The 26,041-nt window shown below is 68.2% G+C and carries 23 protein-coding genes; 9 read left to right on the top strand and 14 right to left on the bottom strand.

Translation table 11 applies throughout. The features are described from left to right. Nucleotides 1-68: 68 nt before the first annotated feature. The 3 genes from G369_RS0104310 to G369_RS0104320 all read right to left on the bottom strand — a co-directional run bounded on the left by G369_RS0104310 (nt 69) and on the right by G369_RS0104320 (nt 3,376). The gene (locus tag G369_RS0104310; protein WP_019652748.1) at nt 69-1,301 is read right to left on the bottom strand and encodes a class I SAM-dependent methyltransferase; all 1,233 of its coding nucleotides are present in this window, start codon (nt 1,299-1,301) and stop codon (nt 69-71) included. Nucleotides 1,302-1,426: 125 nt separating this feature from the next. After that, a complete protein-coding gene (locus G369_RS0104315; RefSeq protein WP_019652749.1) occupies nt 1,427-2,356 on the bottom strand; it encodes a cation diffusion facilitator family transporter in 930 nt (309 codons plus the stop codon). 27 nt (nt 2,357-2,383) lie between these two features. Further along, nucleotides 2,384-3,376, bottom strand: coding sequence for an AraC family transcriptional regulator (locus tag G369_RS0104320; protein WP_019652750.1), 993 nt, complete (start codon nt 3,374-3,376; stop codon nt 2,384-2,386). Between the two features lie 257 nt (nt 3,377-3,633). Here G369_RS0104320 and G369_RS0104325 point away from each other — a divergent pair, with 257 nt between their 5' ends. Continuing rightward, complete coding sequence (locus G369_RS0104325; RefSeq protein ID WP_019652751.1) at nt 3,634-4,686, top strand: aldo/keto reductase; 1,053 nt, start codon at nt 3,634-3,636, stop codon at nt 4,684-4,686. Here G369_RS0104325 and bioD read toward each other — a convergent pair. From bioD to G369_RS0104350, 5 genes are all read right to left on the bottom strand, one after another. Beyond that, nucleotides 4,669-5,427, bottom strand: a complete 759-nt coding sequence (gene bioD, locus G369_RS0104330) for a dethiobiotin synthase (RefSeq protein WP_019652752.1) — start codon at nt 5,425-5,427, stop codon at nt 4,669-4,671. The two genes, G369_RS0104325 and bioD, sit on opposite strands and share 18 nt — an antisense overlap. Then, nucleotides 5,424-6,659, bottom strand: coding sequence for an 8-amino-7-oxononanoate synthase (locus tag G369_RS0104335; RefSeq protein ID WP_019652753.1), 1,236 nt, complete (start codon nt 6,657-6,659; stop codon nt 5,424-5,426). The genes bioD and G369_RS0104335 overlap by 4 nt, the downstream gene beginning before the upstream one ends. Beyond that, nucleotides 6,643-8,028, bottom strand: a complete 1,386-nt coding sequence (bioA, locus tag G369_RS0104340; protein WP_019652754.1) for an adenosylmethionine--8-amino-7-oxononanoate transaminase — start codon at nt 8,026-8,028, stop codon at nt 6,643-6,645. The genes G369_RS0104335 and bioA overlap by 17 nt, the downstream gene beginning before the upstream one ends. A gap of 308 nt (nt 8,029-8,336) precedes the next feature. Continuing rightward, nucleotides 8,337-9,203: an NmrA family NAD(P)-binding protein gene (locus G369_RS0104345; RefSeq protein WP_019652755.1), complete on the bottom strand. Its 867-nt coding sequence runs from the start codon at nt 9,201-9,203 to the stop codon at nt 8,337-8,339. 14 nt (nt 9,204-9,217) lie between these two features. Beyond that, nucleotides 9,218-9,529 carry a hypothetical protein gene (locus G369_RS0104350; RefSeq protein WP_019652756.1) on the bottom strand — a complete coding sequence of 104 codons (312 nt, stop codon included), beginning with the start codon at nt 9,527-9,529 and terminating at the stop codon, nt 9,218-9,220. 235 nt (nt 9,530-9,764) lie between these two features. Between G369_RS0104350 and G369_RS0104355 the strand changes: the two genes are divergently transcribed. Genes G369_RS0104355 through G369_RS35410 form a run of 3 tightly spaced genes read left to right on the top strand, consistent with a single transcriptional unit; the run spans nt 9,765 to nt 11,001 of the window. Beyond that, nucleotides 9,765-9,968, top strand: coding sequence for a hypothetical protein (locus G369_RS0104355; RefSeq protein WP_019652757.1), 204 nt, complete (start codon nt 9,765-9,767; stop codon nt 9,966-9,968). Further along, nucleotides 9,965-10,321: a four-helix bundle copper-binding protein gene (locus tag G369_RS0104360; RefSeq protein WP_051127529.1), complete on the top strand. Its 357-nt coding sequence runs from the start codon at nt 9,965-9,967 to the stop codon at nt 10,319-10,321. The genes G369_RS0104355 and G369_RS0104360 overlap by 4 nt, the downstream gene beginning before the upstream one ends. Beyond that, nucleotides 10,294-11,001, top strand: a complete 708-nt coding sequence (locus G369_RS35410; RefSeq protein WP_019652759.1) for a UdgX family uracil-DNA binding protein — start codon at nt 10,294-10,296, stop codon at nt 10,999-11,001. The genes G369_RS0104360 and G369_RS35410 overlap by 28 nt, the downstream gene beginning before the upstream one ends. Here the strand turns inward: G369_RS35410 and G369_RS0104370 are convergent. From G369_RS0104370 to G369_RS0104380, 3 genes are all read right to left on the bottom strand, one after another. Continuing rightward, on the bottom strand, nt 10,898-11,587 hold the full coding sequence (locus tag G369_RS0104370; protein ID WP_019652760.1) for an alpha-ketoglutarate-dependent dioxygenase AlkB: 690 nt from the start codon (nt 11,585-11,587) through the stop codon (nt 10,898-10,900). The genes G369_RS35410 and G369_RS0104370 overlap by 104 nt on opposite strands. Nucleotides 11,588-11,596: 9 nt before the next feature. Next, nucleotides 11,597-12,913 carry a family 16 glycosylhydrolase gene (locus G369_RS35415; RefSeq protein ID WP_080647792.1) on the bottom strand — a complete coding sequence of 439 codons (1,317 nt, stop codon included), beginning with the start codon at nt 12,911-12,913 and terminating at the stop codon, nt 11,597-11,599. 233 nt (nt 12,914-13,146) lie between these two features. After that, nucleotides 13,147-15,471 (bottom strand): helicase C-terminal domain-containing protein, encoded by a 2,325-nt coding sequence (locus tag G369_RS0104380; protein ID WP_019652762.1) that lies wholly within the window; start codon nt 15,469-15,471, stop codon nt 13,147-13,149. Nucleotides 15,472-15,620: 149 nt separating this feature from the next. Between G369_RS0104380 and G369_RS0104385 the strand changes: the two genes are divergently transcribed. The 5 genes from G369_RS0104385 to G369_RS0104405 are packed head-to-tail and all read left to right on the top strand — an operon-like array spanning nt 15,621 to nt 22,218. After that, complete coding sequence (locus tag G369_RS0104385) at nt 15,621-19,124, top strand: response regulator (RefSeq protein WP_019652763.1); 3,504 nt, start codon at nt 15,621-15,623, stop codon at nt 19,122-19,124. Between the two features lie 14 nt (nt 19,125-19,138). After that, nucleotides 19,139-20,011, top strand: a complete 873-nt coding sequence (locus G369_RS0104390; RefSeq protein WP_080647815.1) for a CheR family methyltransferase — start codon at nt 19,139-19,141, stop codon at nt 20,009-20,011. Beyond that, nucleotides 20,008-20,625, top strand: coding sequence for a chemotaxis protein CheB (locus G369_RS0104395; protein ID WP_019652765.1), 618 nt, complete (start codon nt 20,008-20,010; stop codon nt 20,623-20,625). Before G369_RS0104390 ends, G369_RS0104395 begins: the two co-directional genes overlap by 4 nt. Further along, a complete protein-coding gene (locus G369_RS35420) occupies nt 20,615-21,862 on the top strand; it encodes a hybrid sensor histidine kinase/response regulator (RefSeq protein WP_019652766.1) in 1,248 nt (415 codons plus the stop codon). The genes G369_RS0104395 and G369_RS35420 overlap by 11 nt, the downstream gene beginning before the upstream one ends. Then, nucleotides 21,859-22,218, top strand: coding sequence for a response regulator (locus G369_RS0104405; protein WP_019652767.1), 360 nt, complete (start codon nt 21,859-21,861; stop codon nt 22,216-22,218). The genes G369_RS35420 and G369_RS0104405 overlap by 4 nt, the downstream gene beginning before the upstream one ends. Before the next feature lie 4 nt (nt 22,219-22,222). Here the strand turns inward: G369_RS0104405 and G369_RS37015 are convergent, their stop codons facing one another. From G369_RS37015 to G369_RS0104420, 3 genes are read right to left on the bottom strand one after another with little or no spacing between them, the layout of a single operon-like run. Next, on the bottom strand, nt 22,223-22,612 hold the full coding sequence (locus G369_RS37015) for a hypothetical protein (RefSeq protein ID WP_019652768.1): 390 nt from the start codon (nt 22,610-22,612) through the stop codon (nt 22,223-22,225). A gap of 8 nt (nt 22,613-22,620) precedes the next feature. Further along, nucleotides 22,621-24,117 (bottom strand): DUF1501 domain-containing protein, encoded by a 1,497-nt coding sequence (locus tag G369_RS0104415; protein WP_019652769.1) that lies wholly within the window; start codon nt 24,115-24,117, stop codon nt 22,621-22,623. A 25-nt stretch (nt 24,118-24,142) separates the two neighbouring features. Then, nucleotides 24,143-25,987: a DUF1800 domain-containing protein gene (locus G369_RS0104420; RefSeq protein WP_019652770.1), complete on the bottom strand. Its 1,845-nt coding sequence runs from the start codon at nt 25,985-25,987 to the stop codon at nt 24,143-24,145. Nucleotides 25,988-26,041 lie beyond the last annotated feature (54 nt).

The raw sequence follows: 26,041 nt of genomic DNA on the forward strand, positions 1-26,041 counted from the left end.
TGCATGCTATAGACGCCATGAGCCCCTGTCGCTGGCTCGGGCTCTCGGGCGCCCGAGCCCGAGCGAGCTCAGCCGGCGTTCAGCGCCGAAGTGCCGTCGTAGATGTAGCGGCGCGACCACGGCAGCGTCTTCGCCGGCCTGCCCGCCTTGCGCCCGACGACCTGGTAGATCGCCACGTCGTCGTTCTCGAAGGCATAGGCGCAGCCCGCGAGGTACACGCGCCAGATGCGGAACTTCTCCTCGTCGACCAGGGCGCGCGCCTTCTCGCTGTTGGCCTCGTAGGCGTCGCTCCAGAAGCGCAGCGTCTGCGCGTAGTGGCGGCGCAGGTTCTCCACGTCGAAGGCCTCGAGCCCGCCCTGCTGCATGGCCTGCAGCGCGAGGCTGATGTGCGGCAGCTCGCCGTTGGGGAACACGTAGCGGTCGATGAAGTCGCCGCCACCGTACGACACGCCGCCCCCTTCGGGGTCGGACGAGGTGATGCCGTGGTTCATCACCACGCCGTCGTCGGCCAGCAGCTGCTGCACGCGCCTGAAGTAGTCGGGCAGGTTCTTGCGGCCCACGTGCTCGAACATGCCGACGCTGGTGATGCGGTCGAACTGGCCGGTCACGTCGCGGTAGTCCTGCAGGCGGATCTCGATGCGGTCTTCCAAACCGGCGGCCTTCACGCGCTCCGTCGCGAGATCGAACTGGTTCTGCGACAGCGTCACGCCCACGCAGCGCGCGCCGAACTTCTGCGCCGCGCGGATCACCAGCGCGCCCCAGCCGCAGCCGATGTCGAGCAGGGTCTGGCCCGGCTTCAGCTCGATCTTGGTGAGGATGTGGTCGATCTTCTTGAGCTGCGCGGTGGCGAGGTCTTCATCGCCGTTCTCGAAGTACGCGCACGAGTACACCATGTTCGGGTCGAGCCACAGCTGGTAGAACTCGTTGGAAACGTCGTAGTGGTACTGGATGGACTTCTTGTCCGAGGACTTGGTGTGCGTGAAGTAGCGCGCCATGTTCTGCAGCGCGCCGCCCGGCTTGTCGATCGATGTCCTGGCCAGGCCGTAGGCGATGTCGATCACGTCGCTGAGCTTGCCCTCGATGTCGATCTTGCTCTTGACGTAGGCCTCGCCCAGGTTGTCGAGCGTGGGCTGCAGCATCAGCGACAGAGCGGCTGGCGATTTCACGTGCAGCGTGACGGCGGGTCCGCTGAAGGTGCCGAAGTCGAAGGACTGGCCATCCCACAGGGTGAGCCGCGCCGGCAGGTTGGCGCGCTCGCGGACCGCGGCGCTCCACTGCGCCAGCTTCTTTTCCCAAAGCATGCATTTCTCCGTGTTGTTGAGTTCTCCCGCCCGAAGGGGCGGGCGGGTTGCTGCAGCGGGCAAGACGATAGCGAAGTTTCGCGAAGCCTGCATGGCCGGGACGACGCAAGAAATCGCGGCAAGTGCTACAAGGCGTCGCTGGTCCTGGCCGGAGCGGGTGCCTCGCTCGCCTCGATGAAGATCCGCCTGATCATCGGGAAACGCGCGCGTGCCTGCTTCTCGATGGCCGCGATGGCATCGGCCGCCTCGCCGGTGGGCGTGTCGTCCTTGAAGTTGACGTCGACGACCACGAGCACCTCGTCGGGGCCGATGTACATCGAGAGGATGTGCCCCACCTCCTCCACGCATTCCTGCTCCATGGCCATCGCGCGGATGGCGCGGGCGGTCTCGGGGCGGATGCCCTCGCCGATCAGCAGCCCGCGCGCCTGCGCGACCAGCACCACCGCCACGCCCGCCAGCAGCACGCCGATGATCACCGAGGCCACGCCGTCGAGTTCGGGCATGTCCAGCGCATGGCTCAGGTAGATGCCGAGCGCGGCGACCGCCAGGCCCACCAGCGCGGCGGAATCCTCGGCCAGCACGGTGTAGGTGGTCGGGTCCTTGCTGCGGTCGAGCGCCTGCCAGAAAGGCAATCCGCGTGCCTGCGCGCGAAACTGCCGCAGAGCGATCAGGAAGCTCGTGCCCTCGAAGAGCGCCGCCGCGGCCAGCACGACGTAGTTCCAGAACGGATCGCGCATCGGCTCAGGCTGGCGGATGTGCTGCACGCCCTCGAAGAACGACACGCCTCCGCCCAGACCGAAGATCAGCACCGCGACGATCAGGCTCCAGAAGTAGAGCTCCTTGCCGTGCCCGAACGGGTGCTCCGCAGTCGCGGGCCGCTTGCTCAGGTGCAGGCCCACCAGCAGCAGCACGCCGTTGAAGGTGTCGACCGCCGAATGCACGCCTTCCGACAGCATCGCCGAGCTGCCGGTGATGCCCGCGACGACGAACTTGGTGGCCGCGATCGCCACGTTGGCGCCGATGGCGCCGTAGATGGCGATCTTCGATTCAGCCACGCGGCGCAGCTCCGCGTGCCGGCAGGCTCACGCAGCCTCCATGGAAGCGGCGCCCATCGCGTCGTTGCCCGCCTCGCCCAGCCAGCGGCGCTTGTCGCGCAGCGGGGGCGCGCCGAACATGCGGCCGTACTCGCGGGCGAACTGCGAGGTGCTCTCGTAGCCCACGCTGTGCGCGGCGCTCGCCACGTCGGCGCCTGCGATCAGCATCTGCCGGCGCGCCTCCTGCAGACGCAGCTGCTTCTGGTACTGCAGCGGGCTCATCGCGGTCACCGCCTTGAAGTGGTGGTGGAACGACGACACGCTCATGTGCACCGCGCGCGCCATGTCTTCCACCCGCAGCGACTGGGCGTAGTTCATGCGCAGCGCGCTGATGGCCTTGGTGATGCGCTGCGTGTGGCTGTCCTGCAGGGCGATCTGCCGCAGCCGGGCGCCCTCGCCGTTGACCAGCAGGCGATACATGATCTCGCGCTTGATCAGCGGCGCGACGATGGGCACGTCTTCCGGCGTATCGAGCAGCCGCAGCAGGCGCAGCACCGGCTCCAGCACCGGCATGGCGATGCGGTTGACGTACATGCCGCGCGAGGCCGGCGCGTTGGCCTTGGCCGGCAGCTTCTCGTCGCCGATGAGGTCGCCGATCTCGTCGAGGGCCAGCTCGAGCCGCACGCCCAGGTAGGGCTCGTCCTCGCTCTTGACGCACACCTGGCCGCACACGGGCAGGTCGACGGAGGTCACGAGGTAGTGCATCGGGTCGTACACGTAGATGTCGTCGCCCACGATGATGCGCTTGGAGCCCTGCGCGATCAGCCCCAAAGCGGGGGAAGCGAAGCCGTGCTTGGGCCCTTCGGGCTTGCGGATGCAGAACACCTGCAGGCCGGGTACGGCGGTGACGACGGTGCCTTCCTGCCCCTGCGTGATGTGCTCGATGAGCGCCACGAGCTGCTTGCGGGCTTCTTCGAGTTCGGGGTCGAGCGGCATCGGCTGGGCGATGGCGGCGGCGATTTCGGGTGTTTCGTCGGACATGTTTCTGGAGCCTTGTCGCGATGGGGAGCCGCGGAAACGACCGGACGGCCCCTGGAGGAATGAGCGATCGGAAGCTTAGCGCTCCTCCCGCCGCTTCGCACGCCCCGCGCGGGAGGTCTGGAGAATCAGGCAAATACTTTGCAGGAACGCGCTCGCCGGGGAACGGAAGCCGGCGGGATACTTTTCCGGCGGATCGGGCCTTTCGCTCCTTCCCTGCCTTCTTTCCCTTCGGCCCCTTCCCACAAAGGAACCTTTCCATGCAATACCGCAAGTTCGGCCGCACCGGCCTATTCGTCTCCGAACTCTGCCTGGGCACCATGACCTTCGGCGGCTCCTCCGGCATCTGGGGCCAGATCGGCAACCTGCAGCAGTCGGAGGCCGAGGGGCTGATCGGCCGCTCGCTGGACGCCGGCATCAACTTCATCGACACGGCCGACGTGTATTCGGAGGGCCAGTCGGAAGTCATCACCGGCCAGGCGCTGAAGAACCTCAAGGTGCCGCGCGACAGCTTCGTGCTGGCCACCAAGGTGCTGGGAGAGACCGGCAGCAAGGGCGTCAACTCCGCCGGCGCCTCGCGTTTCCACATCATGGACGGCGTGAAGGCCAGCCTGCAGCGCCTGCAGCTCGACCACATCGACCTCTACCAGATCCACGGCTTCGACCCCGTCACGCCCATCGAGGAGACGGTGCACGCACTCGACAACCTGGTGCGGCAAGGCCACGTGCGCTACGTGGGCGTGTCGAACTGGGCCGCCTGGCAGATCGCCAAGGCGCTGGGCATCGCCGAACGCGACCGGCTGGCGCGCTTCGAGTCGCTGCAGGCCTACTACACCATCGCCGGGCGCGACCTGGAGCGCGAGCTGGTGCCGCTGCTGCGCAGCGAGAACGTCGGCCTGATGGTGTGGAGCCCTCTCGCGGGCGGCCTGCTCAGCGGCAAGTACGGCCGCAACACCGAGGCCGAGAAAGGCAGCCGCCGCACCAACTTCGACTTTCCGCCGGTGAACGTCGAGCGCGCCTACGACTGCATCGACGTGATGCGTGGCCTGGCCGAATCGCGCGGCGTGTCGGTGGCGCAGATCGCGCTGGCGTGGCTGCTGCACCAGCAGGTGGTGACCAGCGTGATCATCGGCGCCAAGCGCGTCGAGCAGCTGGACGACAACATCGCGGCCACCGCCATCAAGCTCACGGCCGACGAGCTCGCCACACTGGACAAGGTGAGCGCGCTGCCGGCCGAATACCCTGGCTGGATGCTGGAGCGCCAGGGCGGCGTGCGCGGCAAGCGGCTGGAAGAATCAGGCCGCCGCGGCTGATGCCGCTGCCTGCAGCAAGGCGCTGCGGCGTGCTGCATGCCCCGCCGTCGCCCGCAGCGCGGGCAGGTCGATGTGGCGGGCCGCGCCTGCCGCATCGGGCTTCTCCAGATGCGGCACGACGCCCAGCAGCGGCGCACCGAGCCTCGCGCGCAGCGTCTGCAGGTTGGCCTGCGGCGCGAGCATCGACGGATCGACCATGCTCGCCACCCAGCCGGCCAGCACCAGGCCGCGCGCGCGGATCGCCTCGGCGCTCAGCAGCGCGTGGTTGAGGCAGCCCAGCCTCAGGCCCACCACCAGGATCACCGGCAGCCCCAGCGCCACGGCGAGGTCGGCGCTGTCGAGGTCGTCGCCGAAGGGCACGCAGAAGCCGCCCACACCCTCGACCACCACCGCGTCGGCACGCTCCGAAAGTTCTTCGAAGGCCGAGAGCAGCGGCTGCAGCGCGATCTGCACACCCTCCTGCCTTGCCGCCAGATGCGGCGACATCGGCGCTCGCAGCAGATAGGGGCAGCGCAGTGCCAGCGGTGCATCGACATTGCCGGCGGCCTGCAGCTGCTCCACGTCTTCGTTGCGCCAGGCACCGTCGACCTCCTCGAGGCCTGCCGCCACCGGCTTCATGCCGACCGCGCGCAGGCCCGATCCGGCCAGCAGGCTCAGCATCGCGCTGCTCACGAGCGTCTTGCCGATGCCGGTGTCCGTGCCCGTCACGAACCAGCGGCGCCGAGGCTGCGTCATGCTCATGCGGACTCCTTCGAGCGCTGCCCGGCCAGGGCCTCGCCCAGCGCATCGACCAATCGCGCGAGGTCGGACTCGGTGTGGCTGGCCGACAGCGCGATGCGCAGCCGCGCCGTGCCCGCGGGCACCGTCGGCGGTCGGATCGCGCCGACGCGCAGGCCGTGCGCATCGAGCTGCGCCATCGTCCGCATCGCACGCGCGTTGTCCCCCACGATCAGCGGCTGGATCGCGGTCGGCGACTCGGGCAGCCAGGCGCTGCCGTCGGCCGGCAGTACCGACGCCAGCCCGCTTCGCAGCTGGGCTATGCGCTCCTTGAGCCGCGCGCGGCGTTCGGCGCCCTCCTCACCGCCGATCAGCGCCAGGCTCGCGAGCAGCGCATGCGCGAGCGACGGCGGCGCGGCCGTGGTGAAGATGTAAGGCCGCGCGCGCTGCACCAGGTAGTCGATGACGGTGCGGTGCGCCGCCACGAATGCGCCGGACACGCCCGCCGCCTTGCCAAGGGTGCCCACCAGCACCAGCCGATGCGAATGCAGGCCCAGCGCCTCGGGCACGCCGCGTCCGCTGGCGCCCAGCACGCCGAAGCCGTGCGCATCGTCGATCACCAGCCAGGCATCGTGCTTCTCGGCCAGCGCCAGCAGTTCGGCCACGGGCGCGACGTTGCCGTCCATGCTGAACACCGCGTCGCTCGCGATGAGCTTCACCGGTGCGTCGCAGGCGGCGAGCTGCGCATCGAGCGCCGCCACGTCGCAGTGCGCATAGCGCTCCACGCGCGCCCTCGCCAGCCGGGCGCCGTCGATCAGCGAGGCGTGGTTGAGCTCCTCCGAGAAGATCACCGCCTCCGCCCCGCCAAGCGCGGTCAGCACCGCGAGGTTGGCCATGTAGCCAGTGCAGAAGAAAAGGCTGCGCGCCTCGGGAATGAAGGGCGTCATCCATTCGGCGAGCGTTTCCTCGAGCTGCGCATGCGCACGCGAGTGCCCGAGGATCAAGTGCGATCCGCCGCTGCCCGTGCCGTACAGCGCGGCGCCCTCGGCCAGGGCCGTCGCCAGCGCGGGGTGCGCCGCCAGGCCGAGGTAGTCGTTGCTGCTGAAGCAGAGCATGGTGCGCGGCGCTGAGGTGCCGGCCAGCGTGAGCGTCTGCACCGGCGCGCAGGCGCTCTCGGCGACCTGCCTGCGGCGGCGCAGCGACTGGGCGTCGAGCGCGTCGATCTCGCCCTGCAGTCGGTCAAGCAAGCGCGACATCGCGGGCTCCTTCCATCTTCGGGTTCGTGGCCGCGACGGCGTCCAGCGTGGCGAGCGTGCCGTCGACCAGCAGGTCGATCTCGTCGTCGCCGATGGCGTACGGCGGCATCAGGTAGACGGTATTGCCGATGGGCCGCATCAGCAGCCCCTGCGCGCGCGCCGCAAGATGGAAGCGCTCCGCGAAGCGCTCGCCCGGATCGCGCACGTCGAAGGCGGTGATCATTCCGCGCTGCCGCAGGTGCTCCACCTCCCGGCCTTCCAGGCCCTTCCGCAACCGCTCGAGCAGGCGCGCCGCCCTGCCCTGGTTGCGCTGCAATGCGTTCTCGGCCTCGAACAGGTCCAGCGTCGCCAGCGCCGCGCGGCAGGCCAGCGCGTTGCCGGTGTACGAGTGCGAATGCAGGAAGCTGCGCGTCGCGTCGTCGTCGATGAAGGCGTCGTGGATGGCGTCGCGCGTCATCACCAGCGCCAGCGGCAGGTAGCCGCCGCTGATCCCTTTGGACAGGCACACGAAGTCCGGCCAGATGCCTGCCTGCTCGCAGGCGAAGAAGGTGCCGGTGCGCCCGCAGCCCACGGCGATCTCGTCGGCGATGAGGTGCACGCCGTAGCGGTCGCACAGCGCGCGCACGCAGCGCAGGTATTCGGGGTCGTGCATCGCCATGCCGGCGGCGCATTGCACCAGCGGCTCGACGATCACGGCGGCGATGGAGCCGTGCTGCTCGGCCAGCACCGCCTCCAGTTCGGCGGCTGCGCGGTGGGCGACATCGGCTTCGCTCTCGCCCGCAGCGGCATTGCGCGCATCGGGTGAAGCGACCAGGAGCGAATCGGCGAGCAATGGCGCATAGGCGTCGCGGAACACGGGCACGTCGGTCACATGCAGCGCGCCCAGCGTCTCGCCGTGGTAGCCGTGTCTGATCGCGACGAAGCGCCGCTTGTCGCCGCGGCCCGCGTTGCGCCAGAAATGAAAGCTCATCTTCAGCGCGATCTCGACCGCCGAGGCGCCGTCGGAGGCGTAGAAGCAGTGCCCGAGCACGCCACCCGTGAGCCCCGACAGCCGCTGCGCGAGCTCCACCGCCGGCTCGTGCGTGCAGCCGGCGAGCATCACGTGCGGGAGTGTGTCGAGTTGCCGCTTCAGCGCGGCGTTGATCGCCGGATGCGCATGGCCGAAGAGGTTGACCCACCATGAGCTGGTGGCGTCCATGTAGCGGCGGCCTTCCTGGTCGAAGAGCCACACGCCTTCGCCGCGCGCGATGGGAAGCGGCGGCACCGCCTCGAGGCGGATGCTCTGCGTGCACGGATGCCAGACATGGCGCCGGCTGCGCTGTTGCAGGTCGGCGTTGGAGGATGGGGAAGAAACGTCGGTCGGAAGCACCCGCGAAGTCCTTTCATGAGGGCAAGGCGCGGGATCGTATCGACGCGTTCGAGCTGCTACAAACCTCAACCGGGCGCGCACGAAGGCGCGGCGATCGGCGACGTTGCGCGAGATAGCCGCCACGTTCAGGGCAACGTCGCGGATCGAGCAGGCTTCTTGCCGCCGCATGCGAGTGGCGGGAAAACACAAGTTGTCCGGCTGGCGCCAGAAACAGGTCGCGAATGTCCGGTTTCCGAGGCTTCATCGCGCCGCGCACGAATTTCGGACATGCATCCTGGCGGGTTTTCGAAGCCCCCCGCCCCACCGTGTCAGCCGGAGCTTCTCCTCACCAGCGCGGTGATGTATTCGCGCAGGGTGATCGCACCGCGCACCGGCCTGGTCGCCGGTTCGTAGTGTTGGTCTATCGTGGCCCGCGTCATCGCAGCATACGACTTCGCGGCGGCCTCGGAAAAGCCCAGCGACGAGAAGGCCTGCTCCAGTTGCTCGCGAGGCGTTTCGACCAGTTCCACCGGCTTGCCGAGCGCTTCGGAGAACGCACGCGCCACGTCGCCCGGCGAGTAGCGCTCAGGCCCCTCGACATGGAGTGGCCCCGATGATTCGGCCGGGCCCAGCATCAGCTTGGCGGCGAACTGGCCGATGTCGTGCGGCGCCACCATCGGCAGCTCGAAGTCTTCCGGGAACATGCTGTGGACCCTGCCCTGACTGCGCGCGGTGTCCAGCGAGGCGTCCCAGTTGCTCATGTAGTAGGCGGCGCGGAGTGCGCTGAACGGCGTCGGGCCGGCGGCGAGCGCCTGTTCGAGTTCGTACAGCACGCTGAGGTCGCCGACGCCTTCGCCAGGCTGTGCACCGTAGGTCGACTCGGCGACGATCTTCTCGAGCTGGCAACCCTCGAGCGCCGCAACGATGGCGTGCGCGCTCCTCGACTCCTGCGCCGAGGTGTCCGACGAAGGCGATGCCGGCGGGTTCAGCACGAAGACGCGCCGACCGCCCATGAACACCCGGCGCAGCGCATGCGTGTCGAACACGTCGACCTGCGCCACGTGCGCTCCCTTGGTACGCAAGGCCTGGGCCTTGTGCGCGTCGCGCGTGACCACGGTGACCGGCTCGCTGCGCTCCAGCAGGGCCTGCGCGACCGCCGAGCCGACATGGCCGGTCGCCCCCAGGACGATGTGCATCGGCAGCCCCGCGCTCAGCCGCGCTTCTCGGCGTTGCGCTTGCGCGTGGCGGCGGCCTTCCTGGCGGAGGCCGATCGCTCGGCCGCGGTGCGATGCGCCGCCGCTGCGCCGCCGAGCTTTCCGCCCTTGCGCGAGGGCCCGTGGTTCTCCGACTTGCCGCGGCCAGAGCCGCTCTTCTTGCCGCCGCCGGTCTCGGCATTCACAGTCGCCCAGGCCCGGCGCTCCGCCTCGCCCTTGCCGACGCCGCGATGTTCGTAGCCTTTCTCGATGTGTTCGGCCTGTCGCTTCTGCTTGTCCGTGTAGGACGACTTGTCGCCTCTAGGCATGCGTTGCTCCTGCTGTTGGTTGAGGAGCTTTCATGCTGTGCGCGTTGCAGGCTGCATGGGTAAGAAGAAGAGCGTGCCGAGCGTCGGAGCCGTCCGTCGTGGGTTTGCCCGGCCGGCTTCCACCGGGCCGACGCGCGGGGTGGGTCCATTCCCACATGCGCCATGCAGGGGCAGACGCACAAGAGATGCGAGAGGCAAGTGGCCTCCCCGACTTTCCACGAAGGAGTTCCATCCCATGACATCCGCCAAGCAGCATCAAGACCCCGACGCCGTCACCACCGACGAGCACGACACCCTGCCCACCCGACACAACAAGGCAGGCAACCAGCCGCCCACGCCGAGGAACGAGCCGCGGCGCACGCCCGAAAGCCGCAACTACCGCGAGAGCCACGTCGGCGCCGGCAACCAGCTGCAGGCCCGGCGCGGAGGTTCGAGATGACGCCGGGGACCTCTGCCAGTACTGCCAGCAGCTCCATGGACCGCTGCATCGCTGCCTGCAACGACTGCGCCCTGGCATGCAACCGATGCGCCGCCGCCTGCCTTGCCGAAGGAATGAGCGGCCTGACGCGATGCATCGCGCTGGACATCGACTGCGCCGCGGCCTGCGCCTTCGCTGCCGGCCTGATGGCACGGGGCAGCGACAACGTCGTGGTCGCATGCGGCATGTGCGCCGAAATCTGCCAGCGCTGCGCCGCCGAATGCGGCAGCCACGACGCGGATCACTGCCAGCGCTGCGCCGAAGCCTGCAGGTGGTGCGAGGAAGAATGCCGGACCATGGCGGCAGCGGCCTGAACGGCCGGCGCATCACCGTTCGCGAGGCGCAGGCTGCGCTGCGGGCGCTCGACGAGGCGACCGACGCCTGTCGCGAGTGCCCGATCGGACAGTACGCGACGCAGTCCGTGTTCGGCGAGGGCCCTGTGCGCCCGGTACTGATGTTCGTGGGCGAACAGCCCGGCGACAAGGAAGACCTCGCCGGCCGCCCTTTCGTGGGGCCGGCCGGCAAGCTCTTCGACCGGGCCGTGGCGCAACTCGGCTGGTCGCGCGAGAAGCTGTACGTGACCAACGCGGTCAAGCACTTCAAGTACGAATGGCGCGGCAAGCGTCGCATGCACAAGACCCCTGGCCAGCGAGAAGCCGAGGCCTGCCATCACTGGCTGGAGAGCGAGCTTCAGCTGGTACGGCCGCGCGCCATCGTCGCGCTGGGCGCAACTGCCGCCCGCTCGCTGCTCGGACGCCCCGTGGCCGTGACGAAGCTGCGCGGCCAGTGGCAGGAAGATGCGGCGGGACGGCGAGTGCTTGTCACGCTGCATCCGTCGGCGCTGCTGCGCGGCGATCCGGCCCAGCGCGAAGCGGCCTGGAACGCCTGGATCAGCGACCTCTCGGCGGCGGCGTCTCTCTTCGCTCCCCGGCGGAAGAAGGACGAACAGAAAGAGAAGAAGTCCGTTCGCGTCGAGCCCGCGTTCGCAGGGTGATGGAGTAGCGCAGCGCCTCGGTGGGCGCGATCGCGTGCTGCCAGGCCCACCGCGCGGGTCCGCGCAGCAGATAGATGGAGCGCGGCTCAACCAGGAACTCGAGCGTTGGTGGCCCCGAAGAGGACGCGCCAGGCACGTAGGGCCTGAACTGCATGACGGCATCGTTGTGCAGCGACACGCCGACGATGTCCTCGAAATCAGGCACGTCGCGATGCCAGCCCAGCGGCGTGCCCGGCCGGTACTCGGCGATCAGCATGTGCGTGAGTTCTTCGGGCGCGATGCCGGCCCAGGCCGCCGCCTTGTCGCGAAGCGGATGCAGCTCAGGGGGCAGCGGCGCGCCGGGCTTCAGGCGGTTGGTGTCGAAGTCGTAGCTGCCGCCGAAGCTCGTGCCCCTTCGCCGGGCGGTGTATTCCTTGTAGCGCATCTCCTTGAGCGGGAGGGCCTGCACGATGGCCAGCAGGCCGGCTTCCTCCTCGCGCGAGAGGAACCCGTTCTCATAGCGCAGCCCTTCGATCGCGGCCGCAGGCGCTTCGCCGAACAGGTCAGGCTGTCCGGCGTGTTCGAGGCGTCTGGCGGCGCGCGTCATGAGGGTACGTCAGGGAGGTGTGGGAAGTTGCCAGACGCGAACCCAATCGATCTGCATGGTCCCGTTGGTGCTGGCGCCCAGCCGGCCGTAGCCTTCGGCCGGAATATTGCCAGCCCAGTAGAGATCCTTGATTTCACTGGTGAGCCGGATGAACTCCGGGGACATGGAGAGCCCCATCGTCGTGTCCCAGTATGGATTTCCATCGAAGAAGAACTGGTAGCCCGAGGGAGTCCAAAGTACACCCACGGTATGCCATTCGGCGAACGACTGGCCCGCCGGCAGTTGCTTCTGCCCGCTGCCGACTGTCTGCATCTCGTCCTTCGCGTAGCCATTCCAGTGAATTGCACTGGAATGCTGGTTGCGGACGTTTCCTGCGTTGTTCTCCACGACCGCGCGATGTTCGATGATGTCGATCTCCACCCCGAGACTGGGGTCCTCGGGCACGTAGACCTTGTTCATGTTCGACATCAGCCAGAAGGCCGACCACTGGCCGGGCATGCTCACGAAGCGCACGCGGGCCTCGAAATAGCCGAAGGTGAATCTGCCTTGGTCACCGGTGTTCGTGTCCAGGAAGCCCGTGCAGTGCTTGCCCGTCTCGGGATCCGTATAGGTCGAAATCGTCAGGACGCCGTTGGCGACCTCAATCGCATCGGGCGCATGGGTGGCATCGCCCCGGGTACCGCCATGTGCTCTCCAGCGCCTCTTGTCCAAGCTGGTGCCATCGAACTCGTCGTGCCAGGCGAGCCGATAACCAGCAGCCGGCGCGGGTGCCGACAGCACGGAGAACTGGGCGCTCGACTGACTGGCTCCCGCCGTCGTCTTTACGGTGATTGGCCCGGACGCGGCCAACGCGGGCACCGTGACCGAAATCCGCGTGTCCGAATCGACGCTGACTTTCGTTGCCGCCACCCCGCCGAAGCTGACGACAGCTGTAGAGTCGAATTTGGCGCCAGTGATAACAATCAATTTTCCCGGAACCTCGGCCGAAGGAACGAAAGACTGAATGACCGGGTGTGTCGTGACAGAGGAAAAACTCTCGTCGACAGTGCCACCTGCAGCGGGTCCAGGCGAATTCTCGGCACTCGAATTGTTTACGGATTGCGGCGCCGAGTTTTCGAGAGCCGGCACCGCCGCCTGTCCATTTGAGTTCCCGGAAGCCGGAAACAGTCCCGCACCACTTGGAGTGATGGCGCCTCCTCCTCCTCCGCATCCCGTCAGCGCCAGGCCGCCCCAAATCGCAGTGGCAGTTTGTGCGCCCGTTTGCAGGAACTGCCGGCGAGAGTTTTTCGGGATTTCCGATTCAGAGTTTGAAAAGATTGATTTCATGAAGAGATAGCTAATTGATGAATTACCTCTTCGAGTCTAAGCAGCCCGAAAGACGGCCCAGAGAAAAACTGCTCATTTCGATCGTTTAAATCACATAAATTCATTATCCGGAAAACCGAAAACAATCGCCAACAACTCGCGATTTGCAGACAGAAAAGATATGCAAGCACGAACGGCTCAGTCGCACCGCAATTCGACCCGACCAGGGGCCGCCGATAACGCGCACGCCACGATCATCCATGTCGGTATTCCTGGCTCCGGCCAACCAGTTGCACCTGCCACCACCGCGGCAGAAGCTCTCGGATCTCGGCGCGTGCGAAACGGTCGTCCAGCAGGTGCAGCACGCCCTGGTCTTCCTCGGTGCGGATGACGCGGCCGGCGGCCTGCACCACTTTCTGCAGGCCGGGGTAGAGATAGGTGTATTCGTAGCCCTTGCCGAAGCGCGCCTGCATGCGCTCGCGCGTGATCTCGTTGAGCGCGTTGTATTGAGGCAGGCCCAGGCTGGCCACGAAGGCCCCGATCAGGCGGCTGCCCGGCAGGTCGATGCCCTCGCCGAAAGCGCCGCCCAGCACCGCGAAGCCGATGCCCTGCCCGCCCTCCTCGAAGCGCGCCACGAAGCCCTGGCGGTCGGCCTCGCGCATGCCGCGCGTCTGGGTCCACACGGGAACGCCGGGGTGCCTCAGCGAAAAAGCCGCGCAGGCCTTCTCGAGGTAGTCGAAGCTGCTGAAGAAGGCCAGGTAGTTGCCGGGCAGTCGCTCGAACTGAGCGCCGATGATGTCGGCCACGTCGCGCAGCGAGCCCGCGCGATCGCGAAAGCGCGTCGACACGCCGGTCGCCACCTCCACGTGCAGTTGCGCGCTGCGAAACGGCGAGGCCACGTCGAGCAATGCAGCGTCCTCCGGCACGCCGAGGGCATCGCGATAGAACTCGAAAGGCGACAGCGTGCCCGAGAAGCAGGTGACCGACGCCGCCTCCGCGAAGCGGCTGTGCAGGAACGGCGCCGGCACGAGGTTGCGGATGGCCAGGCGGCGCGCCTGCTGCGTGGCGCCCAGCGTGCGCTCGAACACCGAGTGGTCGCCGAAAGCCTCGGCCAGCCGGGCGAAGTGCAGCGCGTCGAAGAAGAAGCGCTGCAAGGGGCCCTGAGAAGACTCGGGCGTTGCGGCGAAATGCTCGGCCATGGCGGTGTTGGCGGCCTGCAGCGTGCGCAGGAAGCGCTCCGGGATCTCGTCTGCCGCTTCGTAGTCGGCCTGCTGCGACTGCTGCACCGTGTCCCATTCGCGGAACACCCGCGCGAGCGGACCGCGCAGCACGGCGGGCGCCGCGCGGTGGGCCTCCTCCAGTGCGCCGCCGTCGAGCTCGGCCGTGTACATGCCGCGTGCGCGTTCGAGCAGGTTGTGGGCTTCGTCGACCAGCACGGCGGCGCGCCAGCCGGCCTCGCGCATCACGGCATAGAGGAAGGCACTGCTGTCGAAGTAGTAGTTGTAGTCGCCGACGACGGCATCGGCCCAGTGCGCCATCTCCTGCGCAAGGAAATATGGGCAGACCTCCTGCGCAAGGCCGATCTCGCGCAGCGCCTCGCGATCGAGCCATGCCACCTGCACGGCCTGCTCGCGCGCGGCCGGCAGGCGGTCGTAGAAGCCCCTGGCCAGCGGGCATGCGTCGCCGTGGCAGGCGCGGTCGGGGTATTCGCAGACCTTCTCGCGCGCCGCGAGTTCGAGCACGCGCAGCCTGGCCGGCCCCCTGCCCTTGTCCAGCATGCGCAGCGCGTGCAGCGCCACCGGCCGGCCCGAGGTCTTGGCGGTGAGGAAGAACAGGCGGTCGACCTTCCGGGCCGCGCGCGCCTTCAGCAGCGGAAAGATGGTGGCCAGCGTCTTGCCGATGCCGGTGGGCGCCTGCGCCAGCAGGCAGCGTCCCCCTGCGCCGGCCCGGTAGACGGCCTCGGCAAGCTCGCGCTGGCCGGCCCGGAAACTGCCGTACGGAAACGAAAGCGTGGCCAGCGTGCCGTCGAGCGCGGCGCGGTGCTCGGCTTCACTCGCGGCCCAGGCGGCATAGCGGCCGCACAGCAGTTCGAAGTGCTCGCGCAGGGCCTCGCGGGTGTGATGCTCTTCGAGCACGGTTTCCTCGCCGGTTGCGACGTCGAGATAGACCAGCGCCACGGCCATTTCGTCGTGGCCGTCGCGCTCGCACAGCATCCAGCCGTAGGTGCGGGCCTGCGCCCAGTGCAGCGCGCGGTGGTTGCCGCGGATGGCGTCGAAGTCGCCGCGGAAGGTCTTGATCTCCTCGACCCTGGCCCTGTCGGGCTCGTAGCCGTCGGCACGGCCCCGCACATGCACGCTGCCGCAGGTTGATTCGAGGGCGACCTCGCACTCATAGTCGCCGCCGCGCCTGTGCTGCACCAGCGCATGGCCGGCCATGCCTTCGAGCGCGCTGGGCGCCGGCACGAAGCGCAGGTCCAGGTCGCCCGCCTTCGCGCCGAAGGCGCACAGGGCCTTGACGGACACGGTATGGACGGCGGGAGCTGGAGGCGCGTCTTGCGGATGGAGGGGTTCGGAGCCCATCTGGCACTCACTGTACGGAATCACAGTATAGCGAGGCGCCCCTTTTTCTCGTCGCTGCACAGCCCTGGCTCCTCTGTCGGGAACTTCTCCGACAGGGTCGCGCGTTTTTCTCGGTCAAACTTGAAAAGATTTGCTTACAAACGGCACCGATGACGACAACACCCACCGCGATCGATCCCGACGACTTCGAGCGGCTCCTGAGCCGCAACATCAAGCTTCCCCTGATCGGCGGTCTGTTCGGCGCCGTGGTGTTCGTGGGGCTGATCCTGTTCCTGCTGTCGACCATCGGATGGGTCGAGCACACCGACCGGGTCAGCCGCGCCGCCAGCGAGCTCCAGCGCCAGAGCATCGACATGGAAACCGGCATGCGCGGCTTCGTGATCACCGGGGACGAGAGCTTCCTCGATCCGTATCGCGATGCGCTGCCCCGGGTCAAGGCCGGGACGACCGCGCTGCGTGAACTGGTCTCCGACAACCGCCAGCAGGTGGAGCGGGTCAACCGCATCGCGGCCATCCAGGAGACCTGGAACCAGTACGCCGCCGACCTGATCGCCGCCCGCCGCAAGGGCGACGACGCGCAGCTGCAGGTGCGCGTGGGCCGCGGCAAGCGCCTGACCGACAGCATGCGGGCCGAGTTCACCGCCTTCATGGAGACCGAGCAGGCCCTGCGCTTCCAGCGCAACAGCGACGCCAACCGCACCGCCTGGTGGGTGGTCGGGCTCTTCCTGCTGTTCACGCTGGGTTTCACCGGGCTGGTGGCCTACTTCGGGCGCAGGCAGCTGGTGCGGCTGTCCGACAGCTACGACGTGGTGCTCAAGAAGCAGGCCGAGCACAACGACCGGCTCGCGCACGAAGCCTGGCTGCGCGGTACGCAGACCGAGCTGGTCGGCGACCTGGTCGGGGAGCTCAGCGCGCCGGACATGGGGCGCAAGATCCTTTCCTTCTTCTCCCGCCACCTGGGCACCTCGGTCGGCGCCATCTATGTGCGCGAGCGCCACGGTCCGCTGCGCCGGGCGGCGAGCTACGGCTTCTCCAGTGCCGCGGAGGCCATGCCGCAGGTCTTCTCGCCCACCGAAAGCCTGGTCGGCCAGGCCGCCGCCGAGAACCGGCGCATGCTGATCGACCCGATCGACGCCGCGTACCTGAAGGTCAACTCCGGCCTGGGCGAGATGGCGCCGAAGGCGGTGCTGCTGGTGCCGGTGGGCAGCAGCGGCATGGTCAACGGCGTGGTCGAGCTCGGCCTGCCCGGCACGCTGGACGAGCGCGGCAGCCAGCTCGTGGACATGGTGGCGGACGACATCGGCACCTCGCTGGCGGCCGCACGCTACCGCGAGCAGCTGCAGGATGTGCTGGCCGAAACCCAGCAGCTCAACGAGGAGCTGCAGGTGCAGCAGGAAGAGCTGCGCACCGCCAACGAGGAGCTGGAGGAACAGTCGCGCGCGCTGCGCGCCTCCCAGGCCATGCTCGAGAACCAGCAGGCCGAGCTGGAGCAGACGAACAGCCAGCTTTCCGAGCGCACCGAGGCGCTCGACCAGCGCAACAACGCGCTGCGCCGCGTACAGCGCGACCTGGAGGACCGCGCCGACGAACTGCAGCGCGCGAGCCGCTACAAGTCGGAATTCCTCGCCAACATGTCGCACGAGCTGCGCACGCCGCTCAACAGCGCGCTCATCCTGGCCAAGCTGCTGGGCGACAACCCGCAGGGCAACCTGACGGCCGAGCAGGTGAAGTTCGCAGAATCGATCTACGCGTCGGGCAACGACCTGCTGGTGCTGATCAACGACATCCTCGACATCGCGAAGGTCGAGGCCGGCAAGCTCGAAGTGGTGACCGAGAACGTGCCCCTGGCCAAGCTGGCCGAGAGCCTGGAAAACACCTTCGCTCCCCTTTGCATGCAGAAGAAGCTCGGCTTCAGGCTCGACTTGAGCCCCGACGCGCCGGCTTCGCTGTTGACCGACCGGCAGCGGGTGGAGCAGATCCTGAAGAACCTGCTGTCGAACGCGATCAAGTTCACCGACAGCGGCGAAGTGAGGCTCGCCATCTCGCCCACGGCCGACGGCGGCGCGGCCTTCGCGGTGTCCGATTCGGGCATCGGCATCGACCCGACGCAGCACGAGCTGATCTTCGAGGCCTTCCGCCAGGCGGACGGCACCACCAGCCGGCGCTACGGCGGCACCGGCCTCGGCCTGTCGATCTCGCGCGACCTCACGCAGCTTCTGGGCGGCACCCTCACGGTCGAGAGCACGCCCGGCCAGGGCAGCACCTTCACGCTGCAGCTGCCGGCGCAGGCGCCCCAGGCCTCGCCCGGCCATCAGCAGCAGCCCAGACCGCCGGCCACTCAGGCGCACCGGGTCGCGCACTCCCCGGCCCCTGCGCAGCCCGCTCATCCCTCGCTGGCACCCAAGCCCCCTGCCCCGGTGCCGGCGCCGCAGTTCGCCGACGACCGCAGCCTGCCGCGCGACCAGGTCCGCCGCGTGCTGGTGGTCGAGGACGAGCCTCAGTTCGCCCACATCCTCTACGACCTGGCGCACGAGCTGGGCTACAGGTGCCTCGTGGCTCACGGCGCGGCCGATGGCTTCGATCTGGCCACGCAGTTCCTGCCCGACGCGATCCTGCTGGACATGCGCCTGCCCGACAGCACCGGCCTCGACCTGCTGCAGCGGCTGAAGGATTCGCCGCACACCCGTCACATCCCGATCCACGTGGTGTCGGCCGCCGAGAGCGCCCAGGGCGCCGCGCTGCAGATGGGCGCGGTCGGCTACGCGCTGAAGCCGGCCACCCGCGACGAGCTGATGAAGGTGTTCGCACGGCTGGAGGAAAAGCTCACGCAGAAGGTCAAGGTCGTGCTGCTGGTGGAAGACGACGAGCTGCAGCGCGAGAGCGTCATCCAGCTGATCGGCGACGACGACATCGAGATCGTCGCCGTCGGCTCCGGCGAGGAGGCGCTGGAGCTGCTGCGCACCCGCGTGTTCGACTGCATGATCACCGACCTCAAGCTGCCCGACATGCAGGGCAGCGAGCTGCTGAAGGCGATGGCGGCGGAGGAGATCGTGTCGTTCCCGCCGGTCATCGTCTACACCGGGCGCAACCTCACGCGCGAGGAAGAAGCCGAGCTGCAGCGCTACTCGCGCTCGATCATCATCAAGGGCGCACGCTCGCCCGAGCGCCTGCTCGACGAGGTGACGCTGTTCCTGCACAAGGTGGAGGCCGAGCTGTCGAGCGAGCGCCAGGGCATGCTGAAGACGGCGCGCGGGCGCGACCGCATCTTCGAGGGCCGCACGATCCTGCTGGTGGACGACGACGTGCGCAACATCTTCGCGCTGACCAGTGCGCTGGAACAGCGCGGCGCCATCGTCGAGATCGGCCGCAACGGCCGCGAGGCGCTCGAGCGGCTCGACCAGGTCAGCGAGATCGACCTGGTGCTGATGGACGTGATGATGCCGGAGATGGACGGTCTGGAAGCCACGCGCCGCCTGCGCGGCAACCCGCGCTTCGCCGACATGCCGGTGATCGCCATCACCGCCAAGGCCACCAAGGACGACCGCGAGCAATGCCTGGCCGCGGGCGCCAACGACTACCTCGCCAAGCCGGTGGACCTGGAGCGCCTGTTCTCGCTGCTGCGCGTCTGGCTGCCGAAGATGGAGCGGCTGTGACCGCACGCAACGACATGTCCAGGGCCGGCGCACCGGCGACTGCAGCGAATGCAGCGCCGCTGCCTCCGCTGAGCGACACCGAGATCGAGCTGCGCCTGCTGATGGAGGCCATCTACCTCAAGTACAGCTACGACTTCCGCAACTACACCACCGCCTCGCAGAAGCGCCGGGTGCTGTACGCGCTCGACCAGCTGGGATTCGCCAACATCTCGGCGCTGCAGGAGCGCGTGCTGCGCGACCCGGCGCTCTTCGGGCGGCTGCTGCAGTTCCTGACGATCCCGGTGAGCGAGATGTTCCGCGACCCGTCCTACTTCCTGGCGCTCAGGCAGCACGTGGTGCCGATCCTGCACACCTACCCTTCGGTCAAGGTCTGGGTGGCAGGCTGCAGCACGGGCGAGGAAGTGTTCTCGCTGGCAATCCTGCTGCGCGAGGAAGGGCTGCTGGCGCGCACCCAGATCTACGCCACCGACATCAACCCCGCATCGCTGGAGAAGGCCAGGCAGGGCATCTTCCCGCTGGAGGCCATCCGCGGCTACACCGCGAACTACCAGCGAGCCGGCGGGCGCGGCGAGTTCTCCGACTACTACACCGCCGCCTACGAGGCAGCGCGCTTCGACCCCTCGCTGTGCGCCGACGTGATCTTCGCCGACCACAGCCTGGCGACGGACAGCGTGTTCGCGGAAACCCAGCTCGTGTCGTGCCGCAACGTGCTGATCTACTTCAACCGCGAGCTGCAGGACCGGGCCCTGGGCCTGTTCCACGAGTCGCTGTCGCACCGCGGCTTTCTCGGGCTCGGGTCGAAGGAAAGCATCGATTTCTCGAGCTACGCCGACCGCTTCGACGCGCATGCGCGCGCCGAACGCATCTACCGCAAGAAAGCCACATGACGCGCCAGATGAAACGCCAGCTGCGTTCGCCGGTGCGCAAGCGCGTCGATGCGGTGGTGCTGGGCGCCTCGGCCGGCGGCATCGATGCGCTCTCGGCGCTGCTGGAAGACCTGCCCGCCAGCTGGCACATTCCGATGGCGGTGGTGCTGCACCTGCCCGAGGAACACGAGAGCCGACTGGCCGAGATCTTCGCGCAGCGGCTGCCCATTCCCGTGCACGAGGCCAACGACAAGATGCCCTTCGCGCCCGGCTGCCTGTATTTCGCGCCGCCGGGCTATCACCTGTCGATCGAGCGCGAGCGTGCGTTCTCGCTGAGCTGCGAACCGCCGGTGCTCTTCTCGCGCCCGTCCATCGACCTGCTGATGGGCTCCGCCGCCGACGTCTACGGATCGGCGCTGGCCGGCTTCCTGCTGACCGGCGCGAACGAGGACGGCGCCGAAGGCCTGCATCGCATCCATCTGGCCGGCGGGCTCACGGCCGTCCAGGAACCGGAGGAAGCACAGATTCCCACCATGCCCCAGGCCGCCATCGCGCGCCATCTCCCCGACTACGTGCTGCCGCTGCGCGACCTGCGCGCCCTGCTGCTCCAACTGGAGGCCGTCCATGAACATTGACATCGAAAGCAAGCTGCTGCTCGTGGACGACCTGCCGGAAAACCTGCTGGCCCTGGAGGCGCTGATCCGCGCGCCCGGCCGCACCGCCTACCGCGCGGGCTCGGCCGAGGCCGCACTCGCGCTGCTGCTGGAGCACGAATTCGCGCTGGCCATCGTCGACGTGCAGATGCCCGGCATGAACGGCTTCGAGCTCGCCGAGCTGATGCGCGGCACCGAGCGCACGCGGCACATTCCCATCATCTTCGTGAGCGCGGCGGGCCGCGAACTGAACTACGCCTTCCAGGGCTACGAGAGCGGCGCGGTCGACTTCCTGCACAAGCCGCTGGACCCGCACGCCGTCGTCAGCAAGGTGAACGTGTTCGTCGACCTCTACCAGCACCGCAAGGCCCTGCGCCACGAGATGGACCTGCTGGCCGCCGCGCACAAGAAGCAGGAAGAGCTGGTGCAGCAGCTGCAGCAGACGCAGCACGACCTGGAGCGCGCGGTGCGCATGCGCGACGACTTCATGTCGATGGTGTCGCACGAGCTGCGCACGCCGCTGAACACCCTCTACCTCGAGGCGCAGCTGCGGCAGCTGCATCTTTCGAAGGGCAACCTCGCCAGCTTCTCGCCCGAACGGCTGCCCGCGATGATCGAGCGGGACCAGCGGCAGATCCGCAACATGGTGCGGCTGATCGACGACATGCTCGACGTCACGCGGCTCAGGCGCGACGCGCTGTCCATCAAGCCCCAGCCGACGGATCTCTCGGCCCTGGCGAAGGCAGTGGTGGAAAACCTGCGCCAGCAGGCCGAGGCCGCGGGCACGGTCGTCACGCTGTCGGCGCCGGCCGAGCTGCGCGGCGCATGGGACGAATTCCGCATCGAGCAGGTGCTGACCAACCTGCTGACCAACGCGATGCGCTACGGCGGCGGCAAGCCCGTCGAAATGCTCGTGCAACAGTCGGGCGACACGGCCCGCGTGAGCGTGCGCGACCAGGGCATCGGCATCGCGCCGGAAGACCAGGCCCGCATCTTCGAGCAGTTCGAGCGCACCGACGACAGCCGCAAGCACGCGGCCGGCCTGGGCCTCGGCCTCTTCATCACCCGCAAGATCGTCGACCTGCACGGCGGGCGCATCGACGTGGAGAGCGCACCCGGAGAGGGGTCGCGCTTCACGGTCGAGCTGCCGCTGCAGGTGCCCGCCGTGCTTGCCAACCCATCTGACACCCAACCTGACGGAAAGAAGAGCTCCCAGTGAACGTGCTCATCGTCGACGACAACCAGGCCTCGGCCGACCTGCTGCAGGAGCTGCTGAGCCTGCTCGACCACACCGCGCGCTGCACCTACACGGCGCGGCAGGCGCTTGACGCGGCCGCCGCCGGAAGCTTCGATGCGGCGCTGATCGACCTCAGCCTTCCCGACCTGCCGGGAACCGAAGTGGCGCGACAACTGCGCGAGAGCACCCGCGAAGGCACGCCCAGGCTGCTGATCGCGATCTCGGGCTTCTCGGTGCAGGACTCCAACGGCCGCTCTGCCGAAGGGCTCTTCGACCACCATCTGCAGAAGCCGGTCGACTTCGCAAGGCTCGAGCAGATCCTCGCGGCCGGCGGCTAGGCGCTCAGCCCTCGCGGCTGCGCCTTTCCTTCCTGCCCTTGCGCGGGCTGCGCATCGCCTCGTAGCGATAGACGCGAAAGCCCTCGCGCTGCATGAAGCTCACCGGCTCCCAGCCGCGCGCCAGCGCGCAGTCGGTGATCTGCGCCATCTGCACGCCGAGGTAGTCCTGCAGGCTGTCGGCCACGGCGAGCTCGAACTTCCTGAGCTCGCGGTCCAGCGACTCCACCGCCGCGATGGCCGCGTCCACGCTGGTGAAGGGGCGCACGTGGGTCACGCCCTTGCTGCGCTCGGGAGTGCGCGGTTCGTCGTGGGGCTCGGCGCTGAAGTTCACGCTGGCGCCGCCCTCCATGCCGTTGAGGCCGCCGATGGCGCTCATGCTGGCCATGCTGCTCATTGCTGTGTTCATGTCATGAACCCCATGTCGCGCGGGTAGCTGATGCCGCTCGGCGCTGTGATGTTGTTGAAATTCTTCAGGTTCGGCAGGATGCCGTTGAGGTCCGAATCGGGCACGCCGAACCACTTGGCCAGCGTCGCCGCGTACTGGTCGACCGAGGTGGTCGGCAGCAGCCGCCCCTGCCCGACGTGCCACTGGTCGTCGTCGGCCGAGGTGTTGCCCACGCTCACCGGCGGCGGCGTGCCGTAGAAGGCCTTGCCTTTCACCGCGCCCGGGCCCTTGCCCGAACCCTTGTCAGGGCCGGTACCGCCAATCACGAAATGATGGCTGCCCCAGCCGTGGTCGGAACCGTTGCCGTTGCTCGACAGGGTGCGGCCGAAGTCCGAGGCGGTGAAGGCCACGACCTTGTCGGCGATCTGGAGGGCTTCCATCTGCGCCTGGAATGCGACCAGGGCGTCGGACAGGCGCTGCATCAGCGGCCCCTGCTTGGTGTCGAGGTCGTCGTGCAGGTCGTAGCCGCCCATGGAAACGAAGAACACCTGGCGCTTCACGCCCAGCGAGGCGCGCCCGCGGATGAGGCGGGCGACCATCTTGAGCTGGGCGGCCAGGTTGTTGCCGTTGGTGGGAAAGGTGACGTCCATGACATCGGACTGGATGGCGGAGGTGATCCTTCCTTCCGCCTCCACCGCGCGCAGCGTGACCTTGTTGTATTCGTTCTCCAGCGTATGGCCGCGCGCCTGTTGCGCGATCTGCTGCATGGCGGCCTTGACGGCCGAGGAGCCGTACACGCTGCCGGTTGCCGGGCTCACGCTGTTGATGCGAACCGCGCCGCCCGTGCCGACCTGGTACTGCAGCGCCTCGTCGCCCGACAGGAACACCGCGTTGCCCGCCACCGAGATGCAGGTGAACAGCGACGCATTGCGCTGTCCGCCGAGCATCAGGTCGCCGAGGTTGCCGCCCCAGCCGATGGTCGAGCCCTCGGGCGACGACGACTGCCAGATCGACTGCTGGTCGTTGTGCGAGAAGAGCTTGGGCGGAATCGGGAAATCCCGGCGGTTCGTGCTGTTGAACTGCGCGCGCGTGAGCGGCTTGATGAGCGGGCCGACGTTGAGCTGCACGGCCATCTTGCCTTGGTCGAAGAGCGTGGCAAGGCCGCCCATCGTCGGGTTCAGCGCGTACTTGCGGCCGCTGCCGAGCGCCACGTCGGGTTTGAGTTCGGTGGCTGCGAGGCCCGCGTACGGCAGCGCGATGCCGCCGCGGATGGTGCTGTACTTGTTGTAGCTGTCGGTGTCGAAGTTGACGAGCGTGTTGGCGTAGTCGTTGCCGCCGAAGAGGAAGACGCAGACCAGCGCCTTGTAGTCGTCGCCCGGTGCGGCCTGGGCCGCGGCCTCGCCCATGGCGGCGAGGTTGAGCGCGAAAGGCAGCGCGGTGCCGGCCATCGCGAGTTGGCCCGAGCGGCGCAGGAACGCGCGGCGCGTGTGGCGGGCGGGATCGATCAGGTGCATGTTCGGTTCGCTCCGGCTTCTGTCTTCATTTCTGCACGAGGTATTCGGGCGAGCCCATCACCAGCAGCACGCCGGCGCAGATGAGGTCTAGCCTGCGGGCGTCGGTGGTGGGGTTCGCCAGCGGCGCCTTGCTCAGCGCGTCGGTGATCAGCGCGACCGTGGCGGCCGAGAGCTGGTTGCCGGTGAGCAGCAGGTTGAGCCGGCGCACCAGCGCGGCGGGATCGTTCACCAGCGCCTTCTCGGCCGTATAGGTGGCGATCACGTCCTTGTTGTCGAAGCCGTTCTGCAGCTTGCCTTGCAGGAAGTTGAGATAGCCGCCCACGCTGGTCTCGTTGACCAGCTGGAACTCGGGCGCGACCATCTTGTTGCTGGCGATCGCGGTCGAGGGCGGCACGTAGCCCGGCCGGAAGAAGTTGAAGACCGAGGGCGAGCGCAGCGGGCACTGGCCCAGGCTCGAGCTCGGATCGAAGGTATTGCCGATGTTCCAGTTGTCCGATGCCGAGCCGATGCCGAAGGTGCGGCCCCATTGCACGAACCGCAGCATGGGCTCGCGCAGGTGGCCGAAGTTCGGATCGGAAAGGCCAGCGGGGCCGCGCGCCTCGTCGTCGATCAGAACGGCGGCGAACACGCTCTTCATGTCGCCGCGCACGCCCGCGCCGTTGTTCGCGAAGATGTCGGCCACGCGCTTCACATAGGCTGGGCTCGGGTTGCTGGTGACCAGCCGCTGGATCAGCTGCCGGCCGATGAAGGGCCCGACGTTCGGATGGTTGAAGAGCGTGTCGAGCGCGATCTTCAGCGCCGCCGGGCCGGCCGTTCCTGCGGGCACGGTCGCGCCCAGGAAGCGAGCCTCCAGCATCGAGTGGTTGGCGGCCGTGAAGGCCATGGGACGCGTGGTCCACGCGTTGGTCTCGATGGTGTAGCTGGCCCCCGGAGGAGTGAAGCCGTTGCGCTCGGACGAGCGGATGTCGAGGTCGTAGCCGGTGAACACGCGCGCGAGGTTGGTCACGTCGTTCTGCACGTAGGTCTCGATCGGCTGGCCATCGGCGCCGGTCTTCACGGTGCCGTCTGCTTCGAGCTGGTAGAGGCCGATGGTCATGAGCTGCATGACCTCGCGCGCGTAGTTCTCGTCAGGCTGGCGGCCGGAAGCGTCTTCCTTCCTGTTGCCGCGGGTGTTGAGATAGAAGCCCATCGCGGGATTCAGCGTCACGTCTTCCAGCAGCTGGCGGAAGTTGGCGGTGACGCCGTTGGCGAGCATGTCCCAGTACTGGGCCATCATGGCCGTGGGCCAGCTCGATCCGATCTCGGTGCCCGAGACCACGAAGATCTCGCTGAGCGCCAGCGCCATGCGCTTGCGCACCGGATCCGCCGCCGTCATGAGCTGGCGCCAGATCATGGCATCGGTTTCTACCTTGCCATACGTCTTGCTGTTGACCCACTCCCAGGCCGACGGCTGGCGCGGCGCGGCGAGCTGTTCGCTGAGCCACGGCAGGTAGCCCTTGGCGCGCACGGCGGCGATCTCGTCCTCGGAAGCGGAGAACTGGGCCTGGAGCAGGAAGCGCGCGGCCTCCGCGTCGGACTGGGCCTGGGTGTAGTGATAGGGGCCGGTATCGGGCGTGGGGGTGGCCGGGTTGGAGCCGGGTGCGACGCCACCGCCGCCGATGGGAAAGCCGAAGCCGCCGGCCCCGCCGCCCCCTCCTCCACCCCCGCCGCCGCAGGCGGCCAGCGCCGATGCGATCGAGAACGCAGCCGCTGCCTTCAGTGGGCGGGAGCCGTGAGGCGCCGCTGCGTCTTCCCGGGCGTTTGCCGTCTGCGCGACGTACACCACCTCGTCGGCCGGTGTTGCGGGCCCGGCCTCCAGCTGTTCCAACATGATCCTCGCTCCTGTGGCGCATCGGCGCCTGTCGGAGCGATCAAAGGCAAGCGG

The organism is Variovorax atrisoli 110B, from assembly GCF_000382045.1.
Classification (GTDB): domain Bacteria; phylum Pseudomonadota; class Gammaproteobacteria; order Burkholderiales; family Burkholderiaceae_C; genus Variovorax; species Variovorax atrisoli.